The 21,601-nt window shown below is 38.4% G+C and carries 24 protein-coding genes and 2 pseudogenes; 17 read left to right on the top strand and 9 right to left on the bottom strand.

Going from position 1 to position 21,601, the window contains the following annotated elements; genetic code table 11:
* Positions 1-331 precede the first annotated feature (331 nt).
* From BWD121_RS05855 to BWD121_RS05840, 4 genes are all read left to right on the top strand, one after another.
* Complete coding sequence (locus BWD121_RS05855; RefSeq protein WP_078663743.1) at positions 332-691, top strand: TrbC/VirB2 family protein; 360 nt, start codon at positions 332-334, stop codon at positions 689-691.
* Complete coding sequence (gene trbD, locus BWD121_RS05850) at positions 676-984, top strand: conjugal transfer protein TrbD (protein ID WP_078663742.1); 309 nt, start codon at positions 676-678, stop codon at positions 982-984. Before BWD121_RS05855 ends, trbD begins: the two co-directional genes overlap by 16 nt.
* A 217-nt stretch (positions 985-1,201) precedes the next feature.
* Positions 1,202-2,047: a TIGR01459 family HAD-type hydrolase gene (locus BWD121_RS05845; RefSeq protein WP_078663741.1), complete on the top strand. Its 846-nt coding sequence runs from the start codon at positions 1,202-1,204 to the stop codon at positions 2,045-2,047.
* On the top strand, positions 2,047-3,039 hold the full coding sequence (locus BWD121_RS05840) for a bifunctional riboflavin kinase/FAD synthetase (RefSeq protein WP_078663740.1): 993 nt from the start codon (positions 2,047-2,049) through the stop codon (positions 3,037-3,039). Before BWD121_RS05845 ends, BWD121_RS05840 begins: the two co-directional genes overlap by 1 nt.
* A gap of 235 nt (positions 3,040-3,274) precedes the next feature.
* Here BWD121_RS05840 and BWD121_RS05835 read toward each other — a convergent pair whose 3' ends face one another.
* Complete coding sequence (locus BWD121_RS05835) at positions 3,275-3,607, bottom strand: TIGR01244 family sulfur transferase (RefSeq protein WP_078663739.1); 333 nt, start codon at positions 3,605-3,607, stop codon at positions 3,275-3,277.
* A gap of 1,145 nt (positions 3,608-4,752) precedes the next feature.
* Between BWD121_RS05835 and flhA the strand changes: the two genes are divergently transcribed.
* Positions 4,753-6,789: a flagellar biosynthesis protein FlhA gene (gene flhA, locus BWD121_RS05830; protein WP_240536711.1), complete on the top strand. Its 2,037-nt coding sequence runs from the start codon at positions 4,753-4,755 to the stop codon at positions 6,787-6,789.
* On the opposite strand, the gene BWD121_RS08520 is transcribed toward flhA, so the two are convergent.
* Positions 6,764-6,922 (bottom strand): hypothetical protein, encoded by a 159-nt coding sequence (locus BWD121_RS08520; protein WP_240536714.1) that lies wholly within the window; start codon positions 6,920-6,922, stop codon positions 6,764-6,766. The two genes, flhA and BWD121_RS08520, sit on opposite strands and share 26 nt — an antisense overlap.
* Here BWD121_RS08520 and fliR point away from each other — a divergent pair.
* The 5 genes and pseudogenes from fliR (at position 6,852) to BWD121_RS05805 (ending at position 9,882) form a co-directional block, all read left to right on the top strand.
* Positions 6,852-7,573: pseudogene (gene fliR / locus BWD121_RS05825) on the top strand (flagellar biosynthesis protein FliR). The gene BWD121_RS08520 and the pseudogene fliR overlap by 71 nt on opposite strands.
* A gap of 1 nt (position 7,574) precedes the next feature.
* Positions 7,575-7,967, top strand: a complete 393-nt coding sequence (locus tag BWD121_RS05820) for a hypothetical protein (RefSeq protein ID WP_078663737.1) — start codon at positions 7,575-7,577, stop codon at positions 7,965-7,967.
* Positions 7,968-8,370: 403 nt separating this feature from the next.
* On the top strand, positions 8,371-8,868 hold the full coding sequence (locus tag BWD121_RS05815) for a rod-binding protein (RefSeq protein ID WP_078663736.1): 498 nt from the start codon (positions 8,371-8,373) through the stop codon (positions 8,866-8,868).
* 112 nt (positions 8,869-8,980) lie between these two features.
* Positions 8,981-9,424 carry a flagellar protein FlgN gene (locus BWD121_RS05810; protein ID WP_078663735.1) on the top strand — a complete coding sequence of 148 codons (444 nt, stop codon included), beginning with the start codon at positions 8,981-8,983 and terminating at the stop codon, positions 9,422-9,424.
* Positions 9,421-9,882, top strand: coding sequence for a hypothetical protein (locus BWD121_RS05805; RefSeq protein WP_078663734.1), 462 nt, complete (start codon positions 9,421-9,423; stop codon positions 9,880-9,882). The genes BWD121_RS05810 and BWD121_RS05805 overlap by 4 nt, the downstream gene beginning before the upstream one ends.
* A gap of 312 nt (positions 9,883-10,194) precedes the next feature.
* Here the strand turns inward: BWD121_RS05805 and BWD121_RS05800 are convergent, their stop codons facing one another.
* The 7 genes from BWD121_RS05800 to motA form a co-directional block, all read right to left on the bottom strand.
* The gene (locus tag BWD121_RS05800; RefSeq protein WP_240536700.1) at positions 10,195-10,587 is read right to left on the bottom strand and encodes a hypothetical protein; all 393 of its coding nucleotides are present in this window, start codon (positions 10,585-10,587) and stop codon (positions 10,195-10,197) included.
* A gap of 109 nt (positions 10,588-10,696) precedes the next feature.
* Positions 10,697-11,767 carry a flagellar type III secretion system protein FlhB gene (locus BWD121_RS05795; protein WP_078663733.1) on the bottom strand — a complete coding sequence of 357 codons (1,071 nt, stop codon included), beginning with the start codon at positions 11,765-11,767 and terminating at the stop codon, positions 10,697-10,699.
* A gap of 19 nt (positions 11,768-11,786) precedes the next feature.
* Positions 11,787-12,857, bottom strand: coding sequence for a flagellar motor switch protein FliG (locus BWD121_RS05790; RefSeq protein WP_240536699.1), 1,071 nt, complete (start codon positions 12,855-12,857; stop codon positions 11,787-11,789).
* Between the two features lie 52 nt (positions 12,858-12,909).
* Complete coding sequence (fliN, locus tag BWD121_RS05785; protein WP_078664082.1) at positions 12,910-13,194, bottom strand: flagellar motor switch protein FliN; 285 nt, start codon at positions 13,192-13,194, stop codon at positions 12,910-12,912.
* A gap of 312 nt (positions 13,195-13,506) precedes the next feature.
* Entirely contained in the window at positions 13,507-13,944 is a 438-nt protein-coding gene (locus tag BWD121_RS05780) for a hypothetical protein (RefSeq protein WP_240536698.1), read from the bottom strand.
* Entirely contained in the window at positions 13,925-14,923 is a 999-nt protein-coding gene (locus BWD121_RS05775; RefSeq protein WP_078663731.1) for a FliM/FliN family flagellar motor switch protein, read from the bottom strand. The genes BWD121_RS05780 and BWD121_RS05775 overlap by 20 nt, the downstream gene beginning before the upstream one ends.
* Before the next feature lie 2 nt (positions 14,924-14,925).
* Positions 14,926-15,801 carry a flagellar motor stator protein MotA gene (gene motA / locus BWD121_RS05770; RefSeq protein WP_078663730.1) on the bottom strand — a complete coding sequence of 292 codons (876 nt, stop codon included), beginning with the start codon at positions 15,799-15,801 and terminating at the stop codon, positions 14,926-14,928.
* Between the two features lie 276 nt (positions 15,802-16,077).
* Here motA and BWD121_RS05765 point away from each other — a divergent pair, with 276 nt between their 5' ends.
* From BWD121_RS05765 to flgG, 7 genes and pseudogenes are all read left to right on the top strand, one after another.
* On the top strand, positions 16,078-16,878 hold the full coding sequence (locus tag BWD121_RS05765; RefSeq protein WP_078663729.1) for a DUF1217 domain-containing protein: 801 nt from the start codon (positions 16,078-16,080) through the stop codon (positions 16,876-16,878).
* 38 nt (positions 16,879-16,916) lie between these two features.
* Positions 16,917-17,651 carry a flagellar basal-body rod protein FlgF gene (gene flgF, locus BWD121_RS05760; RefSeq protein ID WP_078663728.1) on the top strand — a complete coding sequence of 245 codons (735 nt, stop codon included), beginning with the start codon at positions 16,917-16,919 and terminating at the stop codon, positions 17,649-17,651.
* Positions 17,652-17,693: 42 nt separating this feature from the next.
* Positions 17,694-19,207 (top strand): annotated as a pseudogene (locus BWD121_RS05755) (flagellar protein export ATPase FliI).
* 345 nt (positions 19,208-19,552) lie between these two features.
* Positions 19,553-19,939 carry a flagellar basal body rod protein FlgB gene (gene flgB / locus BWD121_RS05750; RefSeq protein WP_078663727.1) on the top strand — a complete coding sequence of 129 codons (387 nt, stop codon included), beginning with the start codon at positions 19,553-19,555 and terminating at the stop codon, positions 19,937-19,939.
* On the top strand, positions 19,939-20,355 hold the full coding sequence (gene flgC / locus BWD121_RS05745; protein ID WP_197684877.1) for a flagellar basal body rod protein FlgC: 417 nt from the start codon (positions 19,939-19,941) through the stop codon (positions 20,353-20,355). Before flgB ends, flgC begins: the two co-directional genes overlap by 1 nt.
* Positions 20,356-20,455: 100 nt before the next feature.
* The gene (locus BWD121_RS05740) at positions 20,456-20,761 is read left to right on the top strand and encodes a flagellar hook-basal body complex protein FliE (RefSeq protein WP_240536697.1); all 306 of its coding nucleotides are present in this window, start codon (positions 20,456-20,458) and stop codon (positions 20,759-20,761) included.
* A gap of 47 nt (positions 20,762-20,808) precedes the next feature.
* On the top strand, positions 20,809-21,597 hold the full coding sequence (gene flgG / locus BWD121_RS05735; RefSeq protein WP_197684876.1) for a flagellar basal-body rod protein FlgG: 789 nt from the start codon (positions 20,809-20,811) through the stop codon (positions 21,595-21,597).
* The last annotated feature ends 4 nt before the right edge of the window (positions 21,598-21,601 follow it).

The raw sequence follows: 21,601 nt of genomic DNA, 5'->3' as shown, positions 1-21,601 counted from the left end.
TTACCGGTTTCTTGAAATTTTAGTTATGCTTAGATGCAAGCTTGAAGTTAACATGTATATCTATAACCATAACGATGAGAAGATTTGTGGAAAAAAATTACTTAAGAGTTATGTATGTGATGTAAAACGTAAGGAATTACGGGCAGGGGGTATCTCAAAAATATTTGTGCTGTTAAATCAGATGTGGCTCTTAAAGTGGGAGCATCCAGGATAGTATGGCAATGATTGAAAATGGCAAAACTGTCAGCTTATACAGTCTATATACTCTTGTTTTGTAGGTATCATAATGATACTCAATTTATTCTAATTTGTTAAAAGTGTAAGTCATGCAATTATCTTCAATTTAGGCATTGTCTTTCTGTTATTTTTCATTTTAGGAAATTCCGCTTATGCTGCTGGCATACCAACTGATGATGTGGTTTTTCCATGGGAAACACCTTTAAAAAGAATTATGAGATTAATATCAGGACCTGTTACTGTTGTTGTTTCTTTGTTTGGGATTGCAGCCGCCGGTGGAGTTGCTTTAATTTTTAGAAATGATATTAGTGACTTTTTAATGAGGATTATTTATGTAGTCCTTTTTATCTGTATAATTGTTTTTGGTATGTCGCTTTTTAGAGGTATGCTTTTTTCTGGTGCTGTTGTTCCTGAAAATATGGTGATTGGAGAAATGCAATGGATGAGGAGTTAGACTACGAGCCCATATATCGTTTTCTTTACGAGCCTAAGCTAATTATGGGAGCAGAGCGCGAACCACTGCTGATTTTAACGCTTTTAATTGGCGTTTTTATTATTTCAGCAATGAGCATTGTTGCAACAATTATTGGGACGTGTATTTGGTTGATTGGCCTTTATGTGCTACGCAAGATGGCAAAAATTGATCCTATGTTGTTTCGAGTTTACATTCGTTACTTGCGTTATCAGCGTTATTATCCACCTTACTCAAGACCTTTTCGGGTTGCACGATCAAAATGGCCTTATTAGATGTTTTAATTAAAACATTCTCGTTCTAGCTTGGCTGGGTTTCTGATTTTTTAAATTTTGCCATCTTAATTGATGAAAGCCAAAATTACCCTCAAGATTTAATTGGTTTTTTGGGTAAAAATATGGTGGCTTAAGAAAGCAGATGACAAAAAAATGATCTTGCGATAAGAAGTTAAAAAAATAAAAAGCGGGCGCACTATAATATAAATAGATAATCATGAAAGAACTCACTCATATTGATCCTATAGTTACCCATTATGATGCTGTGTTTTGTGATGTTTGGGGGGTTGTGCACGATGGTGTGCGCGTTTTTGATTCAGCTGTGAAAGCTTTGCAAAAAATGCGCAAGATGGGAAAAAGCGTTGTTTTGCTTACCAATTCACCCCGACCACGTGAAGATGTTATAGCTCAATTGCAAAGAATGAAAGTTGCCAGTGATTGTTATGATGCAATTATCACTTCAGGTGATGTGACACGTGATCTTATTTTGAGTGCACCGCAGAAAATCTTTTTTATTGGTCCGCAACGTGATTTGGCTTTGTTTAAAGGGTTAGCATGTGAGCTGGTTGAAGAAGAGGAAGCTTGTGCGGTGGTTTGCAGTGGCTTTTTTGAAGACTTTGGAGAAACGCCACAGGCTTATGAAGATATGCTGCAGCGCCTACAAGAACGGGGTTTGCCTTTTATTTGTGCCAATCCTGATATCACTGTTCATTGTGGGGATCAAACATTGTGGTGCGCTGGTGCTTTAGCACAGCTTTACCAATATTTAGGCGGTGAGGTCCGTATTGCGGGTAAACCCCATACACCTATTTATGAATGTGCTTTTGAAAAATTAAAAAACATTCGTGGGACAATAGAAAAAAGTCGGATTTTAGCTATTGGAGATGGCATTTTAACCGATGTAAAAGGCGCTATCGATTTTGGGGTTGATGTCCTTTATATTCTGGGGGGCATCCATTGTCATGACTATACGCACAATGGTGTGGTCAATAAAGAAGCTTTGCACTCTTTTCTTAACCATTATGGTTATCAGCCACAAGCGATGATGTGGGCGCTTCAATAATGGATAATTTTTTGCGTCTTCAAGGATACACAGAGATTCCTGAAGTTTTACGTGGTGCAGTTTTAGCTATTGGGAATTTTGATGGTGTTCATCGTGGTCACCAAGCGGTGTTGCAAAAAGCGTTAGATTTAGCACGTATAAAAAACAAGCCAGCTCTTGTGTTAACATTTGAACCGCATCCAAGAAGTTTTTTTCAAGGTTCAGCTTGTGTTGATCGTTTGACACCAGCAGCTGAAAAAGCTGAAATCTTCAAAATTTTGGGTTTTCAGGGTGTAGTTGAAGAGCATTTTGATGCACAGTTTGCTGCTCTTTCAGCTGATGAATTTATTAGCGTTGTTTTAAAACAAGCTTTTGATGTTTGTGTTGTGGTAACGGGGGATAATTTTCACTTTGGTCGAAAAAAAAGTGGAAATGCGCAGTTTTTGCGTCAAAAAGGAAAAGAATGCGGTTTTGAAGTTGTTCAAATTCCTTCTTTGTGTACTCTACAGGGGGAGGAAATTTCTTCTAGTTTTATTCGTCAGCTTTTATCACAAGGGCAGGTGGAAAAAGCAGCTCATTTATTAGGGTACCATTATCGTGTGCGCTCAAATGTTATACATGGTGAAAAGCTTGGTCGGTCTTTGGGCTTTCCTACTGCCAATCAAGTGTTGCCTCCCCAAACCGGCTTAGCACATGGTGTTTATGCAGTACGATTGCGCCGTTTGAATGGTGTTTTGCATGATGGTGTCGCAAGTTTTGGTTGTCGCCCAACAGTTATTGATGGTGGAGCACCACTTTTAGAAACTTATTTGTTTGATTTTACTGACAATCTTTATGATGAAAGCTGTACCGTTTCTTTTGTACAGTTTTTACGAGGGCAAAAAAAATTTGATGGATTAGAGCCTTTGAAAAAACAAATGCAACATGATGAAAATGAAGCAAAAGCGGTTTTGGAAAAAATTCAACCGCTTTCATTGCTAGATCAGTTGCTGACTTTTAAAAAAACATCATGATCCGATCTAAAAAGGAAAAAAGAATCGCAAAAATAGAGCTTAAGCTGATTATGAGAATAAAGATATATTCCAAAACGTCATGAAACAGGTGAAGTTTTCGTTTATGAGTAGGGGAATTAACAGTTTGGAGATCAGACTTCATCATTGTTTTTGTCGCTTCTTAGTTACATGGCCTCATGGTTTTATAATAAGAAGGTTTAATGTTTGTTTCTTTCTGTTTTATTAAAACACAAGGTTAAATAATACGTGCTAAAGAGCAAAGATGAATTGAGCGTGTACCGTAGCAGCAATAGGCGAGGAGAGGAAGCGGTGCTGTTTTTAAAATTGTTTGCATAGCTTCAATGTGAGATTTTTCTATAGTCGAAGGTGTAATCGGAATATAGTGAGCTTGTATTCCGTGTTGATGAGCGGCTGCTTGAATGGTGGCAAAATCAGGCTGGTTAGGCTCTTCTTGATCAGGCCTGTTGCAGACAATAGTTTTAATTCCAGTTTTTGCGAGTGTTTTAATGTTTGCAACGCTGATTTGGGCACTAACAAAAATACCATCTTCAATTTGCTGCAACTTCATTTTTGTTTGTCCTTGTTGAGTATACTGCTTTGGTGCACTATTTATGTTGTTTTTTTGTTTGATGCTTTAAATAAGTAATATGATTAAATAAACAGTGTGATAAATGAGATTTTTATAAACAGCTTGAGTTTAAAAAATTATAGCCTGTCTAGAAAGATGAAAAGGCTAAAACGACGATGGTAAAACGATTACCATTTATTTCTTATAAACTGTCGTTCATGTCTTATAAAAAATAATTGCTGAAGTCAGATCGAGTTTAGTAATAAGTACTCTTATTGTAAGACCAATTGATAGGAATGTTATAATAAAAATGCTTAATCTTTGAATTTAAAAGAGCAATCTTGCTAAGAATTACTTATAAAAAAAACAGGCTTTAAAAAGCAGATTCCTCTAAAAATGTCTTAGTAACGAAAATTTTCACACAAACTCTTAAAGCGATAATTACGTATCAACAATATAACTTAAGCAAAAAAACACGTTCCCCTCCTCTTAATTTTTAAAATTCTCTATATTTCTTTACTTGTATATATAACATCCTTATTTGACTGCTCAAAATGCTCAGATTTTGCTATGGATGTGAAGAGCTTAAATGAGCCTCTCTCAATGAGACTTTATTGAATGCCAAGCACCAAAGCTAAAACAATAATGGCATTGGCGCTGATAATCAGCGTTGAATAAAGCATAGCAGTTTTTACCATATCAGTCATAATAAACCTCTTACTGTTTTTAGAAACCTCTCGCAGTTTCTTATTGTATCAATGTATATTCACACAATGTTACACACTGTAATATAGGCTGATATCAAACATTCGGCAAGCTTAAAATTATTTTTAGACTACGCGAGGGATAATGTGTTTTGTGTTATGGTTTATAGGGGATAAAAGATTTGTTATATTGATGTGTAAATTTTAAAGTATGTCAAAATTGTGTAGCCACAACACCATTAATTGTGTAGTTACACACCATTTTCACACAAGCTTTGTTACTTAAAGTTTGCGATAAAAAGTGCATTAAAGAATTTTTTAAAGTTCTTTTGGCAAGGGGGGTATGGAATATAATTGTTTAAGGAGAAAAGTGTGCAGCGTAGTCCGGGTACCCATATTGGAAACCAGAATCAATTTTCTGGTCGAGATATTGCGTTTGCGATGGGAATTATCATTATTCTCACAGTTCTCTTTTTACCTGTTCCTGCTTTTATTTTAGATTTGGGGCTTTCCTTTTCCATTGCATTTTCTGTTTTGATTTTAATGGTTTCGTTGTGGATTCAGCGGCCACTTGATTTTTCAGCTTTTCCAACAGTTTTGTTGATTACGACCTTATTGCGCTTATCCCTTAATATTGCGACAACCCGTGTTATTTTAACCCATGGTGATGAAGGCTATAAAGCCGCAGGAAATGTGATTCACGGTTTTTCGCAGTTTGTGATGGGGGGGGATTTTGTTATTGGTCTTGTTGTTTTTGCCATTGTTATTATTGTCAATTTTTTGGTGATCACCAAAGGTGCAACGCGTATTGCTGAAGTGGGTGCACGTTTTACTCTAGATGCTATTCCAGGAAAGCAAATGGCTATTGATGCTGATCTTTCATCAGGCCTTATTGATGAGAAAGAAGCGCAACGTCGCCGTCATGAACTTGAAGAAGAAAGTTCCTTTTTTGGGGCAATGGATGGGGCATCAAAATTTGTGCGTGGGGATGCTATTGCCGGGCTTATTATTACGGCTGTTAATATTGTTGGGGGTATTATTATTGGTGTTACACGCCATGGAATGACCTTATCTGGTGCGGCGGATGTTTTTACTAAGCTTTCCGTGGGTGATGGTCTTGTTACACAGATACCGGCTTTGATTGTTTCTTTGGCGGCAGGTCTTTTGGTTTCTAAAGGGGGTACCCGTGGTTCAGCTGAAAAGGCTGTTTTGGGGCAACTTGGAAGGTATCCCAAAGCGCTCTTTGTATCTTCTCTTCTTTTATTTATGTTAGGGTTGATGCCTGGTTTGCCAGCTGTTCCTTTTATTCTTTTGTCTTTGCTTATGGCTTCGATTGGTTATTCTATTCCACATCGCTTGCGCAAAGAATCTCTTGCACAAGAGGCACAGTTGGCACAAGATGCACAAAAGGCTCATCAGGAAGAAAGCCAGTCGCTTAAAGCATCACTTGAAACGGTACGTGTTGAAATTGCCATGGGCAAGCAATTGTCTAAGCATTTATTATCGAAAAAAGTTGAATTGGCTGACCGTGTTGCAAAAATGCGCCGTAAATTTGCGCAAGAATATGGTTTTGTTATTCCTGAAATACAGATATCAGATGATTATAAAGTGCCGGCAAAAAGCTATTGGATCAAATTATATGGTACGGTTGTGGCATCTTACGAAATGCGCATAGGTGAGGTCCTCATTATGCCGAGCAATAAACCTATTCCCAATATTCCAGGTGAACAAGTGTGCGAGCCGGCTTTTGGTATGCGTGCTTTTGCAACCTCAGAAACATTTCGCTCTGAATTGATGCGTGAAGGTTATATGGCGGTCGATAATCTTTCTGTGTTGTTGACCCATTTGAGTGAAGTTTTACGCAATAATTTAGCACAATTGTTTTCTTATAAAGATATGCGCATTCTTCTTGAACGTTTGGGTGGCGAATATCGTAAATTATTGGAAGAAATTTGTCCTGCACATCTTTCTTATTCTGGGTTACAAGCGGTTTTAAAGCTTTTATTATCAGAACGTGTTTCCATTCGCAGTTTAAATCTTGTTTTAGAAGCGGTGGCTGAAATTGCACCCCATGTGCGGCGTTCTGATTTGATTGCTGAGCATGTGCGGTTGCGTTTATCGCAGCAAATTTGTGGTGACTTATCTGAAGGTGGTGTACTGCAGGTTTTACGGATGGGAAGTTACTGGGACCTTGCTTTCCACAAAGCTTTAAAACGTGATGCAAAGGGTGAAATTATTGAATTTGATATGGATCCTGTTGAACTTGAAAAATTTGGAACCGAGGCAACAGCTATCATTCGCCAGTATATGGAAAAAGCGGTGCGTTTTGTACTGATTACATCGCCTGAAGCGCGACCTTATGTTCGCATGATTATGGAACGCCTTTTCTCGACGTTGCCTGTTCTTTCTCATGCAGAAATTGCTCGTGGTGTTGAAGTTAAAACATTAGGAGTTATCTCTTCACGGGAGAAGAGTTGATGTCATTGACGTCTTTATTACCTGTGACGTCTTTGCCAATTGACCAGTTGGTTATCATCGCCATGTTAGTTTTTGCACGGGTAGGGGCTTGTTTGATGTTTATGCCGGGCATATCAAGCTTACGTATTCCCATGAATTTCCGTTTATTGCTTGCTATTGCTTTTTCATTTGTTATGCTTCCCCTTGTTGTTGATTTTTTAAAGAACTTGGTGATAAGCCTGATATTGCAGTTCTTACACGCGCTTTGTTTTCTGAAATGCTTATTGGGGCTAGTTTGGGAGTTATTGCCCATGTTTATCTGTGGGCATTGCAATTTATGGCGACAATCATTGCCATGTCTATAGGATATTCAGGTCAACCTGGTCATAGTGTGATTGACTCAATGCCAGAAACTCAAATTGCTCATCTATTTGTTTTGGCGGCTGTTATGCTTTTTTTTGCAAGTGATTTGCATATGGTGACTATTCGTGGCCTTTTAGCTTCTTATGATGTTGTCTCACCATCTTTTATTCCAAATCCAGAAGCCGCTTTGATTGATTATCGTGATGTTTTGTCGCGAGCATTTTTAACCACACTATCTATTGCAGCACCTTTTATTACTTATGCGATTTTGATCAATATTGGGATCGGATTAGTAAATAAATTAACACCTACCATTCCGGTTTATTTTATTTCATTGCCTTTTGTTGTCGCAGGGGGGATATTTTTACTTTATTTCTTGATACCAGAGCTTTTACATTTTTTCAGTTTAGAGCTTCAAGATTGGCTCAATAGGGGACCTTAAAATGCAAAAGGGCAAACGCTACCGTAAGCTTCTTAAGATACAAAGTTTTATGAAAACTTATCATAAGATTGAATTAGAAGGTTTACACAATGACCTTTCTGCTTGTGAAGAGGAGACGCGGGCACTTTTTTCCTTAATGGAAAAGGAAAAAACTCCTGATTTTTTGGATGCCAGTTTTTTAGCACGGCGCTTACAACGTATAGCCAAAACAGAAAAACATCTTCAGGGACAAATTGTACAAAAAAAACAAATTGTGCATGAAGCTTCTAGCCGTTTGCAACGATTAGAAGAAAAGTGTAAAGAGGTTAAAGTTATAGAAGAACGTCAACAATTTAATAATATGCTCGAAGATTATATTGCAGATAAAATGATAAAAGACGTCAGTTTGACATAAGTTTGGTGCTTTATAGTGTTTAAATGTTATAGGGTTTACTTTATTTTTAAAAGCTATTGAAAGAGTAAAAAAAATCCTATCTTTTTAGAAAATATGAATTACGAAGAAAAACGAGTAGTCGTTAAAAAGAGGCAGCATATGGTGCTTTAGTTGCTTTACATAATGTTCTTGTGTTGATCCACGCGGGGTGATTTATTTAAACATTGTATTTTGTTGAAAAATACATTATGTGTAAAATTCTGTGCACATAATTTATTGGGTGCACAAAGGGTGGTTTTACTCAAGTGAGTATAAACCATTTCTATGAAATTAGAGAGAAGCATGCATTGTTGTCAAATTTAAGACGAAACTTAAGAATTTAAAACAAAGAAAAGCAAATGGTAGTTAAATAAAGGGGAAGCTCATGGCTATTCAGCCACCTTCAGATATTGTTCTTGATGTTGCGCGCGCAGCTGACCCAGTTGAATATCGTGCTTCTGTTGAAAAGTTGCGTGATTTACACACCACAGCACGCACACAAACTGCTGCAAATCAAGAAAACAATTTTGCTCAACTTGTGCACGCTGATTACACAAACTCACATAACGTAACACAACACGAACTTCAACAAGTACACCTAAAACCACACAGCGTAGAGAACAAAAACACTGAAGTCTTTAAAAACTTTGAAGCCTTTATACTGCAGACTTTTGTTGAAAATATGTTCACAACTGAGATGCAATCCATTTTTGGAAAGGGGCAGGCAGGGCAAATTTGGAAATTTATGATGGCTGAACAATTGGCTAAAGAATTTGCTACATCTGGAGGAATTGGCATTGCGCAAATGTTGATTTCTGAACAGGCTAAGAAAGAAGAGGGGTCATATAATGGAGAGGGAAATAAAATAAATGCTACCCATTAAAGACGTCGTTTTATCATTGATGCGATCATTCATAAAATAAGCTGATCTGGCACATTAATATCGAACACAAACTATTAATATGACAATTGAAATACCATAAAGGGGAATAAAAATGTCTGTAGCGCAATGTAATGATGAAAATGTTGCATTAAAAACAAAAGTTCTCAATAATGATCTAATTGGTCGTGATTGGGCAATAACAAAATTTATGGCTGCTGTTAAAGGGCTGACAGAAGTGGTTGATTATGAAAGCAATATGCTTGAAAGCCACGGTGTTCCAGATTATGAAGAGGTTAATTTACGTAAAACACGTGGTCTGCGTGATCTTAATCAGTCGATGAAAGATGTTATGCGGTATTTGGACCAAGATGTTGAAAGTAAAATAGAAAGTTTGCTATCTGATTTACAGGAAAAATTACAGCGCAATAGTGAATTACTTCAAGTGCATTTAGAAGCTGTTAAGGAACTTTCTCAAATTATGCAAACAGTTGCTCGCGCTGAAGAAACAGATGGAACTTATGATCCTGTTTTAGTTAATGCTGGAAGCCGCAAATGATTAAAATGATTGCGATGGGGGTATGGGGTTGTTTAGTGGCCCTTGGCACTTTAATGCTGAGTGTCAAAGTGAATGCTGTAAACCCCGATATTTCAGAAGCGTCTGCTCCCATCGTAGAAGAGGTTAGTTCTGGTCAAACAGAAATCATCAGTGTTCCCATTTTAGTTGAGGGAGTTGTCCAGGGTTATATAATTTCACAATTAACTTATCTTGTAGACAAGAAAATTGAGAAAGACATATCGCTTCCTTTAGGAATATTGATTAATGATGCTATTTTTAAGTGTTTTTGGGACAGTTATTCAGATGTACGTGCTGTCGAGAAGATAAAATTTGAAACGGTTAAAAAACAGATTATAGATGAAGTTAATCAGCATTTTCCAACGCCTATTATGAAAGATTTGCTTGTGAAACAGTTTAATTATCTTCCAGCTGATCAAATACGGGATAGAAATATTTAAACTATGGTATAAGATTTTTTTGAAACATAAAGTTTTCAAAAATGTACTTTGGAAAAGGATTTTTGAGAGACTTCTCCGGAAGTTATGAATGCTAGAAAATTATTTTTGTATTAAATATATCCACCTTAATAAGATCCACGCGGGGTGAGGGGAATGTTGTAAAAAGAACTTCTTATTTTTTAGAGAATACGAGAAGCTTATTTGTATATAGCATTATAGCATCTTTGCTTTTTATCTTACATCCTTCTTATCTTTGAGGTGTTATGATTTTAACCCACAATGCAGTTCATTTTTAATGAGACAGTGCATATTTTAGTGGGTGAGTCTTTTTTGTATTCGTGCATTATTGAGTGCATTCACCAAATGATTAGTATTGGTTTCTTCATCGGATGGGTTTTCAAAAATACATTTATCCAGTTCAACCCCAAATTCTTCTGATGACATGATGAGCTGGAAAAAGGCTTGTACACCTTCATTTGAAAATTCCATATGAAGCAAGATTTTTGGTGTAGTGTTCCAATCTAATTCATAACTGGCATTACGGGCAAAACGCATGGTATTCGGGTAAAAACGCAATTCCGTAGCACTTTCAATAAGTTCGGAAAGATGGTTAAAACGCTCTGTGTGGATACAGGCAATTAAGTCACCTACCTCGATCAGTCGCAATTCTGGAATAAATTGCGCTACCTGTTTTGCCAGAAACATTTCACGGATTTCAGTTATATAATCTTTTTCATCTTATGACTTTGTGTTATTATTTTAGAGTTTATATTAATTTGGTATTGAATTTTGAAAAAAGTTGTAAATGCTTATTTTAATGGATCTTTTGACTGTTGATGAAACGAATTAGAGCAGCAACACTTTCATATAATTCAGGTGGGATAACTTGGTCGACTTCAACTTGTTTGTACAATGTACGTGCTAATTCTACATTTTCAATAACAGGGATGTCATTTTCGATAGCAATTTCACGAATTTGTAAAGCCAGAATGTCTTGCCCTTTTGCAACCACAACTGGTGCATAATCAAGGGGTGGTTTATAGCGCAAAGCAACAGAAAAGTGGGTCGGGTTCGCCACAATTAAGGTTGCAGTAGGAACATTGGCAATCATTCGCCGACGCATGCGGTCACGTGTTAAGGAACGCATCCGTGCTTTGATCATAGGGTTTCCTTCAAGGCTTTTATGCTCTTCTTTAATTTCTTGTTTGCTCATGCGTAATTTTTGGCGCCAGTAGAAACGTGACCATGCTAAGTCAAATCCTGCAATAGCGGCGACGGCTACAATGAAAGAAAGCGACAGACCGACAAGTTCTTTACGAATATATTCAGGTAAAGCTGATGCATCTGTTAATAATGCATTGATGAAAATTGTATTGTTTTTGAAAAACATAATATAAACAATGATGCTTACACCAATCAGCTTGGTTAATGATTTTAAAAATTCCACCAACCCTGCTTTACTGAAAATGCGTTCAAATCCATTGCTGAGTGAAACGCGTGACCATTGTGGACGGATGCGCTCCATAATAATACGTGGTACATGTTGTATAACTGATGCACTTATACCAATCAGGGGTATAATAATTAAAATAGGTGCTAAAGCTAAGCCTACATTACCACCTACCAAATAAATCAAATGTTTAATATCTTCTGCAGTATTAATGCGCCAAGATTCAGGGCGTTCGAGCCATTGAAGCAAAAAATGCGAAAGCTGCGACATGACTGGAAAAGCGATAAAAATAGAAATTACGCTAAAGCTTAAAAGAGAAGAGAAAATAGGCAATTCACGAGAAAAGGGAAGATTTCCTTTTTCTTCTGCTTTATGAATTTTGTGTTCTGTTGGTTCTTCTGTTTGGCTCTCTTTATCGGGCTTTTCATCTGACATGTTGGTTTAAGTGCGCCTTTTAAGACGTTCCTTCTTCACCTGAGAGATTAATTGTTCCTTGCTCTGAGAGTTTGATTGCTGTTTGGGCAATACTACGGCGTGCATTTATAATTGCTTCTTGTTGGATGGAGTCATTGCCTGAAGAAAGTTCTGCTTCCACTATACGACGTGTGCGTTGTGAAAGAGAATTTAAAACCAGGTCTTTCATCTGATTGTCTGTACCATGCAAAGCTGTAATAACGGTATCAGCTGTAATCTTATCAAAAAGCAGTAACCGTGCTCGTTCTGCCAAACGCGGAATATCTTCGAAAACAAAAAGCTTGGCTTTGATTTTTTCCAGATCTTCTTGACTCAAATCTCCAAGATTTGCAAGCATTTCATCAACATCTGCTTTATCAAGCTCATTAAGGATGGTGGCCACTTGTCCGTGATGAGCTTTTTCTCCTATATTATTATCTTGTGAGAAGACAGGGCGCAGCGCTTCATCAAGGACTGTATCTATTTCTGGCGAAACTGAGCGTAAATGCAACCTTCTACGGGTAAGATCAGCACGCACAGCCATGGGCTGCGCCATTAAAATTTTTGCTGCAATTTCAGAAGGAAGACGTGAAACAATGTAGCTAACCACTTGGGGATGTTCTTGTGCAAAATGCATTTGCAAAACATCAATGCTTAATTTTGCAATAATCTCCCAAAGACTTTCGCGAGGTGGAGCGGGTGCCTTTGAAGGGTCAAGAACTAAAGCAGCTTCCTCTTCTGATAATGTTTCTTGTACCAGATTATCAAAACGTAAACCAGCTTCAGAAAAAGAAGCTCCTTCAGCAAAGGCATCTTCAAATTGACGAACTAGAACCTCAAAATCAGCAAGAGAAATGTTGGGCAAAGTATGAGCCTGCCCACTCAGACGACGTAAATCATCTGGAGTGAAATGTTTTAAAAGACGCGCAGCAGCGGGTTTTCCTAGAGCAACAAGGAGCGCTGCAGCTTTTTGTTGCCCAGAAAGTGTATCAATAAGTGTAGAAGGCACATGTGTATCAGGTAACGTATTTTCCAATTCATCTTCTGATACAACATTTATTACTTCTGTCATTTTTTCTTTCGTTGCCTGCGTCATATTTGTTTTTCACATTTTGCAAGTTGACTTATTTACCCATAACTTCGGTAAGGCTTACCCCAAAACGGGAAGGGTCATCTTCTAGAACAATAACCTCACCACGTGCGATAATACGACCATTGACGATAATATCAATAGGGTCTCCAATTTGCTTATCAAGCGTAATTACTGAACCGCGACCTAAATCCATTAGGTTTGCTACTGGCATAGTGGTTGAGCCTAAAACAATTTGAACCTCAACTGGGATACTCATAATGAGTTCTGGATTGCTGTGCACGTCATTTGTGCTTTTTTGTGCATTTGTAGCACTCATGCTTCCAACAGTTTTTCCTGCTGATGCAGTAAAAGCAGGGCCACTGCTTGCTGTTGCACCAGGGGTACTAATTCCTGGTTTTTGTGCACTTGTTCCAACACTACCTGGCATTCCAGGTCTTGTTCCTGTGGGGCTGGGTGATGTTGCTGGACGAGGTGGCGTTGCTGGGTTAACCCCTTTAGCACCACCAGGAGGATTTATATCATTTGTCATTTTGTCACCGTATTTTTTGTTTTGACTTTATATTCTTTCGTTTATAAAGGCTTTGAGGTTTTCTATTTTTTAAAATTGTATTTTATTATTCAGAGGATCTTAGTGTATTTTACGCTGCACAAAAACCGGAAAGTTTTTTGGAACAATGGGTGGTTGTTGGTGCGTATGTGGTTTACTAGATCCCATTGTAGGTCTATGAGTTTTGGCAGTTAAAGTAGCGCGAAAATGGTCAAAATCGCTTTGTAGTTGATTACGGACATTTTCCATATGAGCAACAGAGCGATCAATATTGCGCCGAATCCGCGTTGATTCAATAATACGTGCATCCATTTTGCGGTTTTCATCGCGAAATTCTTGATGTTCTTCACGCAATATTGAAATTGCTCGATCAAGACAAGCAGTTCCGGTCTGAACTTGTTTAGCCAATTCTCGACCCATGTGGATTGTTGTCGTCAATTTTCGTGTGGTTATAATAAAAACACCTAATGATACCAGTGCTAGAAGTGCACTTGCTATATTAACTATGAACCAGCTCATCAATCATTTCCTTTTCTTCATCAATAGGATCAGTGACCCGGATGGAAAAATTTGTCCCCATTTTACCAAGGGAGCATTTATAAAGAGATTTTTTGCCACTGCGTAATTTTATCTGTTTAACAGCATTGGCAGGAAGGGGCAGAACCTGCCCTACTTGAAGTTTTGATAATTCATCTAAGATCATTGATCCTTGTTGGATAAAAGCTTCAATAGATACGTGTGCGCGACTCACTTCTTGTTTTAAACGTTTAGCCCAAAGTGGATCTGTATGTTTTGCAGGTGCGCGCAAGGCCCGTGTAACAGCTTCTTGAATAGGGCGATGGCAACTGCGTGGCATTAAAATATTCACGTTTGCTTCTATTTCATTACATTTGACCCCAAGAGTGCAAGAGAACATCTGCGATTGATGAAAGGTTTCTAAATTAAATTCTTGCGCTTTGAGTGTTTGCTTGAAAAGTAAAAGAGAGCCATCACCTGTGCCAAATATTCCATCCATTGTATTAGCCAGCAGTTTTCCAAAATATTCACTTATTTTGTATTCTGTTGGGCTAAAAGGGCGTCCATTACGGTTTATAATCTTTGGCTCTGCTGCACCAAAAAATGCTTCTGTTATAAGATCAACCAGGGTTGCATCAAGAACAAAGATAACATCATCTCCCCAAAGACTGGAGCTAAAATAAATCAATAATGTATCTGTTCCGATTACTTGACTAATCTTATCACTTTTAAGTGTATCAAGCGATTGTACATCGGTAGCAAATTCTAAGGATGTATAATGGACTAACTGCGCACAAAGATTGCTTGCTGCGTCACGAAACACATATTGAAATGACATAAGGTCATCACTTGACAGACCAGCTGCACGCAAAATGTGTTGGGCCAACACATCTTGCTTTTTCTCTTCATTGATATTGTGCTCGGTTTGCGCAGTCTGCTCGGTTTGTGCAGTTTGCTCAGTCTGTTCGGTTTGTTCAGTCATGTTCAAGCGGCCTCTTTTTCAGCACCTGGACCAACGATTGTGTGTTGTTCTACAACATCAATTGTTGGACGATCTTTTGCTGAGATGGTTTTGCGTCCATATTCTAGTGCAATTTGTGGTATTGCGCCGTTCATATAAGCCAACAGTGTTTGTTTCACGACAATATAGATACGCGTTTTTTTATGACGCACTGTTTTAATTTTTGTGGCGATGGGGCTAAAGACACTGTAGGAAAAGAAAATACCCGCAAATGTTCCAACAAGAGCTGCTCCAATCAAGCGTCCTAACACTTCTGGTGGTTCACTAATAGCACCCATAGCTTTAATCACACCCAAAACAGCCGCTACAATACCAAGCGCTGGTAAAGCATCAGCCATATTTTGCAGAGCATGAGAAGATTTTTCAGAATCCTTTGCGATTGTGTGAATTTCTTCATCCATTAAAGCTTCAATTTCAAAAGGGCGAGCGTTTCCCATGATGATAAGACGACAATAGTCACAAATAAAACTGGTTAGAGAATTATCTTTTAAAACCAAAGGATATTGCTGGAAGAGTGCAGATTCTTTGGGGTTATCAACATGACTCTCCATTTCGGAGCGTGATTTTGAGCGCATTTCCCGCATAAGAACATAGAGCAAACCTAAGGTTGCTAAAAAATCTTTTTGTTTGGGAACAGCGTCTGTTGTTGCTTCCAATGTTGCTTTCATTGCATCTTTAATCACATTAAAAGGGTTAGAGATGATGAAAATACCAATGGCTGAACCCAAAATAATAACAAATTCCCATGGCTGTACTAAAACATCAAGATGTCCGCCCATGGCTACGTAACCGCCAATTATACATCCTAAAGTAAGCACTAATCCTATAATGACACCCAATACCGTGGTCTCCTATTTTTAAATTTTGCTGAAAGATAAATGTTTATGCTTGTGCAAAGCTTACCAATTTTTCATGATGAATTATTTGTAATTTTATATCATGCTATAAAAAAGTATTAGAATACACAAGGATTTATGAAAAAAATCTTAAGTATATCAACAAAACTAAATTGAAAATACTATCATAATAAAATATTGTTGTAATAAGAAGCAGTTTTATCATCAGTTTCAGACAAGTTTTATACTTTAAAAAATCTGCTGAGAGGAAGGTTTGCTATGATTAGCACATATATGAGTTATAGAAGTACAATCGATAATATGAAACAAACGTCGAGTCAGCTTTTTAATGAGCCTCAGGTTAAGCGCGAGACAGACTATTATGTGAGTCATATTATAGGTATAAAATCAGTTGATGAGTTTTTAGCAGATGATAAAATCTATCGCTATGCTATGAAGGCTTATGGTTTGGAAGATATGATTTATGCAAAAGGTATGATGCGTAAAGTGCTTTCAGACCCTAATTATGCTTCTCAATTGACAGATAGGCGTTATCAGCAATTTGCAGCAGCTTTTAATTTTGCTGTTTATGGTGAAGAAACCACTCAAAGAGAGAGTGCAAAAACAGGCACTGTAAATAAATATATGCAGCAGACTTTAGAAGTAAAAGTTGGTGAAGAAAATGAAGGAACGCGTTTGGCCTTGTATTTTACCCGTACTATCGGGGAAATGACTAGGGGTGATCTTCTTTCAGAAAAAAGTTGGGCTTATCAAATTCTTGGTGATAAAGCTTTATCAGCGGTAGTTTTTATGGCTCTAAATATTCCAGAAAGTGTGCGTTCATCAAAAATTGAGGCGCAAAAATCTTTGTTAGAATCACGTATGTCCCTTGAAGATTTAAAAGATCCAAAGAAATTAGAGCAGTTTATTGCACGTTTTTCTGCTATGTATGACGCACAAAATCGAACAGATACAAATCCTGCTCTCGCACTTTTACAAGATTCAAATTTGGGAAGCGGATTAGCGTTTTCTCCTGAGACAATGGTAGCTTTACAATCTCTTAAGCGGGGTAGTGCTTAGAGAGTATCTTTAATAGTATAAGAAAAAGAGGCAGATTTATGCAAAATCCGATTTATGTGGGAGTGTCGGGTCAAATCAGTTTGGCACGCCGGATGGAAACAATTGCACAGAACATGGCGAATGTTAATACACCAGGTTTTCGCGCTGGTGGTATGAAGTTTGACACGTTGGTATCTTCCGTTGCACGCGAACAAAGAGATCAGGTTGTTTTTGTGAGCGCTGGTAAGGGATATATTTCAACAGATCGAGGTGCTTTGGTGAAAACCGGTAATGCTCTTGATGTTGCTGTAGGGGGTGATTCATATTTTTCTATGCAAGCTTCTTTTGGGCCAGTTTATACCCGCGATGGTCGAATGATTATGACACCAGAAGGTGGTTTGGTTTCGGTGACAGGATTGCCTTTTTTAGATGATGGGGGCGCACCAATCCAGCTTAATCCTGCAGGGGGCACTCCTCGTATTTCAGCAGATGGGAGTATTTATCAAAAGGATGTTTTGGTTGGAAAAATTGGTTTGTTTCAATTTCAGAAAGGGACTCAATTGCGTTATGGCCCTAATGCTTCTGTTATTCCTGATAGACCTGCTGTGCCGTCAGAAGGGGGGCTTGGTGATAAAGTTGTACAAGGTTATATTGAAAGTTCTAATGTGAACGGTGTGTCTGAGATGACGCGTCTTATTGAGGTAAGTCGTGCTTTTGAACGGGTTGAGGCAATGTTGCGTCAGCAGGAAGAAATGCGTTCTAAATCTATTCAAATTCTTGGTGGAAAATCTTAAGTGATTGATCATACAAGTCTTTTATAAAGAGTGTATTATGCAATGCAAAAAAGCAAAAATGATTCTGCACCAACGGCTGTTTTAACAGATACTACGCCAGTAGTTTCTTCAGATACAAAGACTTCTCTTGCAGATGCAGATCTTGTGAATGCAGAGCTTAAAGATGCAGATCCTACAAATGTAGAGGATGCTGTTTCATCTGTTAAGGGAAAACAGGCAGATGCTCCACCTACAGCTTTGAGCCGATTGCTTTCTTTTGTCACGCATAAAGCTAACCCTTCCTCTTGTTTGGTTAATCAAGGGGGGTTATAAGCGATGTGGCGCGTGGTGCATTGGTTGCGCGTGGTTTATCACAATCTGTATTGCTTGGGGAGACAGTGTGTATTGATTGTGATGAGCAGATGGTGAGGGGTGAAATTATTCGTGTTAATGAAGAAAATGTTTTGATTAAACCTTATGATGAAACCGTTGTTCCTGTTCTTATGGCTTCTGTTTTTCCGCAAGGTCCGCTTTTTGTAGCGCCAGATCGTTCTTGGTGTGGTCGTGTTGTTAATGCTTTGGGAGAGGCTATTGATGGTAAAGGGGCATTACTTTCTGGTCCACGCAATATGGCGGTTGAGGGTGACGTGCCACCAGCACTCAAACGTGCACGTGTGAAGAAGGGGTTACGTACAGGCGTTAAAGTGATTGATATTTTCACGCCTCTTTGCTTTGGTCAGCGTATTGGAATTTTTGCTGGCTCTGGGGTTGGAAAATCAACCCTTTTGTCGATGATGATGCAAGCTAATCATTTTGATACAGTTGTTTTAGCACTCACAGGTGAACGTGGTCGTGAAGTGCGTGATATGCTTGATGATACATTGCACAACAAATTAGACAAAGTAGTTGCGGTGGTTGCAACAGGTGATGAAAGCCCAATGATGCGGCGTTTAGCTCCAATCATGGCGACAACAATTGCCGAATATTTTTCTTCCTTAGGCGATAATGTTTTACTCGTGGTCGATTCGGTTACACGTTATGCATTAGCGATGCGTGAAATTGCTATTTCTGCTCATGAACCACCTGTTTCACGTGGGTTTCCTCCCCGGATTTTTAGTGAGTTGCCACGTTTATTAGAACGAGCAGGCCCTGGTAGAGAAGGCAAGGGGTCTATTACGGGTGTTTATGCAGTGTTGGTTGATGGCGATGATCATAATGATCCTGTTTCTGATGCAATTCGCGGGATTTTAGATGGCCATATTGTGCTGGATCGTGCTATTGCTGCTCAGGGAAGGTTTCCTGCTGTTGATATTCCGGCTTCTATTTCACGTTTGGCACCTCGTAGTTGGACAGATGAACAGCGCATATTGGTTCAAAATTTGAAGGAAATGATTTTTCGATACGAAGAAACACGTGATTTGCGTGCAATGGGTGCTTATCGTGCGGGGACAGATCAAATCCTGGATCAGGCAATCTTTTTAGTGCCATCTATTTATGCTGCTATGAAACAAAGCCCTGATATGCCGCTTGTTAGTGATCCTTACGATGAATTGGCAAGGCTATTGAAAAATCAATAATTACTTATGAGAAACAAAGTCAAAGAGCGTCTTTTTAAGAGGTTATTTTGTTTATCAATAGCGATTATTCAGTATCTATAAGAGAGATGGCTTTTAGTTTATGAAGGTAGAGAGATGATTTTCAGTAAAAACCAATGTTTTGATTTTATGACTTACAAAGGGAAAGACTGATATAAAATTTATACATTATATATTGTGTTTCTATTTATCTTTTAGATTTTATTCTTTAAAAAATAAATATAAATTGATATTTTTATTTTATTTTACTTTAAAGAACATACAGACAAGGCTCGCACAAGATTGTTTTCTTATCACCTCTTCCAAGGATTTAAGGATTATAAAATTATGGATTCAGTCAATCTTTTTAATATTGCCAACAAACAAGCAGATTGGTTAACTGTGCGCCAGAAGGCGATCGCTAGTAATGTGGCTAATGCTAATACACCAGGATACAAAGCCCGTGATGTGCAAGATTTTCCGACTGTTTTGCAAAACCAAACGATTTCCATGGCTGTTACCAACGCTCGTCATATAGATTTGACAGACAATGGTATGGAAGCCCAAGCTATTCGCTCTGAAAATATGATGGAAATTACGCATTCTGGAAATAATGTTGATTTAGAAGAAGAAATGCGTAAAGGCGGGGAGGTTAATCGTGAGATGTCTCTCAACACTGCCATTGTTAAGGCTTTTCATCGTATGATGATGGTGACGGTTAAAGGAGGGTCATAATTATGGCTGATAGACTAATTGCGGCAGAGCAAGTTGCCACAACAGGTTTAAGTGCACAGTCAATGCGTTTGCGTATTATTGCTGAGAATTTAGCCAATGCCAATTCAACGGGGAAATTTCCAGGTGCGGCACCTTATCGGCGCAAGACTGTTAGTTTTGAAGCTGCTCTTAATCCGCACAGTGATGCACAAGGTGTGCAGGTGACACGTGTTGGCAATGATAAAGCGCCTTTTATTATGCGTTATGAACCAGGGCATTTGGCTGCTGATAGTAATGGCTATGTGAAATATCCCAATGTCAATTCTATTGTAGAGATGGCAGATATGCGTGAAGCAAATCGCTCTTATGAGGCGAATTTACAAGTTGTCCGCCAGGTACGCGATTTGGTTTCACAAACAATTGATTTACTGAAATGATAAAGCAATTCATTGCGTTGTCGGCGATTTTATATTTGAATTTTTGTAGGAGCGTTTAAAAATGATCCAAGCCCTCACTTCCATAATATCTAGCAGTTCTTTGGATTCATCAAACCAAGTAAGCGGGCAGATGAATAGTGCTGCTGTACAACATTTATCTGTTGGGGCAGCTGAAGAGAGCAACAATGTCAGTTTTAGTAAAATTTTGTCTGAAGTTGTAGGGACAGCTGAAATGAAATTACAAAATGCAGAAAGTCTTTCTATTGGTAGCTTGGCTGGCAGTGATGTTGGTGTGCGTGAAGTTGTGAATTCTGTTATGGAAGCTGAACGGTCTTTAAGTACGGCTATTGCTTTACGTGATAAGATGGTACAAGCATATCTTGAAGTGAGCCGTATGCAAATTTAAGATAGGCTGAACAGAGTTTATAAAGAATATAGGAAAAAACCATGGTCATGAGATCACTTTCAATTGCTGCAACAGGTATGGCTGCTCAGCAAACTAACCTTGATGTTATTGCTAATAATTTAGCGAATATTAACACAACGGGTTTCAAACGTGCGCGTGCAGAATTTGCCGATTTAATGTATGTGGCAGATCGTGCAGTTGGTGTTCCCAATATGCTCAATCAAGCTATTATTCCTGAGGGTGCGATGATTGGAATGGGGGTGCGCACTGCAGCAGTTCGTAAGGTCAATATGCAAGGAGCTTTTGTTCAAACTGGCAATGCATTGGATTTAGCTATTAACGGAAATGGCTGGTTTGAAGTGCAAGATCCTAATGGCAATGTTTTTTACACACGTTCAGGTGCTTTTAATTTAAGTGAAACAGGACAGATTGAAACATTAGATGGCAATTTAGTGCAACCTGTTATCACAATTCCTGTAGGAAGTAAGAATATAACAGTAAGTCCTGATGGAACTGTTTATTATCAAACTGATATGGATCCTAACCCTGTGGAAGCTGGTCGCCTTAATTTGGTTAACTTTGTCAACGCAGTTGGTTTGGAAGCAGTAGGGGATAACCTTTTCCGTGAGACGCCTGCTTCTGGTGCGCCGGTACCAGGTTTTCCAAAGGATGAAGGATATGGCAGCATTATGCAGGCAATGCTTGAAGCGTCTAATGTTGATCCTGTCAAAGAAATCACAGAGCTGATTGCAGCGCAGCGTTCTTATGAAATGAATTCTAAAGTGATTCAGGCGTCAGATGAAATGGCGGCGGTTGTTTCTAAGAATTTAAGGTAAGTGC

The sequence above is a fragment of the Bartonella sp. WD12.1 genome (assembly GCF_002022415.1).
Lineage (GTDB): Bacteria > Pseudomonadota > Alphaproteobacteria > Rhizobiales > Rhizobiaceae > Bartonella.
Note: the sequence above shows the minus strand (reverse complement) of the source record. Positions and strands in the feature narration are given on the sequence as shown.

Bases quoted from the DNA above. Each gene is read 5' to 3' on its own strand.
- trbD (WP_078663742.1), top strand. From the start codon at position 676: ATGGATGAGGAGTTAGACTACGAGCCCATATATCGTTTTCTTTACGAG.
- BWD121_RS05845 (WP_078663741.1), top strand. From the start codon at position 1,202: ATGAAAGAACTCACTCATATTGATCCTATAGTTACCCATTATGATGCT.
- BWD121_RS05840 (WP_078663740.1), top strand. From the start codon at position 2,047: ATGGATAATTTTTTGCGTCTTCAAGGATACACAGAGATTCCTGAAGTT.
- BWD121_RS05835 (WP_078663739.1), bottom strand. From the start codon at position 3,607: ATGAAGTTGCAGCAAATTGAAGATGGTATTTTTGTTAGTGCCCAAATC.
- flhA (WP_240536711.1), top strand. From the start codon at position 4,753: ATGGGAATTATCATTATTCTCACAGTTCTCTTTTTACCTGTTCCTGCT.
- BWD121_RS08520 (WP_240536714.1), bottom strand. From the start codon at position 6,922: ATGGGAATACGTAAGCTTGATATGCCCGGCATAAACATCAAACAAGCC.
- BWD121_RS05820 (WP_078663737.1), top strand. From the start codon at position 7,575: ATGCAAAAGGGCAAACGCTACCGTAAGCTTCTTAAGATACAAAGTTTT.
- BWD121_RS05815 (WP_078663736.1), top strand. From the start codon at position 8,371: ATGGCTATTCAGCCACCTTCAGATATTGTTCTTGATGTTGCGCGCGCA.
- BWD121_RS05810 (WP_078663735.1), top strand. From the start codon at position 8,981: ATGTCTGTAGCGCAATGTAATGATGAAAATGTTGCATTAAAAACAAAA.
- BWD121_RS05805 (WP_078663734.1), top strand. From the start codon at position 9,421: ATGATTAAAATGATTGCGATGGGGGTATGGGGTTGTTTAGTGGCCCTT.
- BWD121_RS05800 (WP_240536700.1), bottom strand. From the start codon at position 10,587: ATGTTTCTGGCAAAACAGGTAGCGCAATTTATTCCAGAATTGCGACTG.
- BWD121_RS05795 (WP_078663733.1), bottom strand. From the start codon at position 11,767: ATGTCAGATGAAAAGCCCGATAAAGAGAGCCAAACAGAAGAACCAACA.
- BWD121_RS05790 (WP_240536699.1), bottom strand. From the start codon at position 12,857: ATGACAGAAGTAATAAATGTTGTATCAGAAGATGAATTGGAAAATACG.
- fliN (WP_078664082.1), bottom strand. From the start codon at position 13,194: ATGAGTGCTACAAATGCACAAAAAAGCACAAATGACGTGCACAGCAAT.
- BWD121_RS05780 (WP_240536698.1), bottom strand. From the start codon at position 13,944: ATGAGCTGGTTCATAGTTAATATAGCAAGTGCACTTCTAGCACTGGTA.
- BWD121_RS05775 (WP_078663731.1), bottom strand. From the start codon at position 14,923: ATGACTGAACAAACCGAACAGACTGAGCAAACTGCACAAACCGAGCAG.
- BWD121_RS05765 (WP_078663729.1), top strand. From the start codon at position 16,078: ATGATTAGCACATATATGAGTTATAGAAGTACAATCGATAATATGAAA.
- flgF (WP_078663728.1), top strand. From the start codon at position 16,917: ATGCAAAATCCGATTTATGTGGGAGTGTCGGGTCAAATCAGTTTGGCA.
- flgB (WP_078663727.1), top strand. From the start codon at position 19,553: ATGGATTCAGTCAATCTTTTTAATATTGCCAACAAACAAGCAGATTGG.
- flgG (WP_197684876.1), top strand. From the start codon at position 20,809: ATGAGATCACTTTCAATTGCTGCAACAGGTATGGCTGCTCAGCAAACT.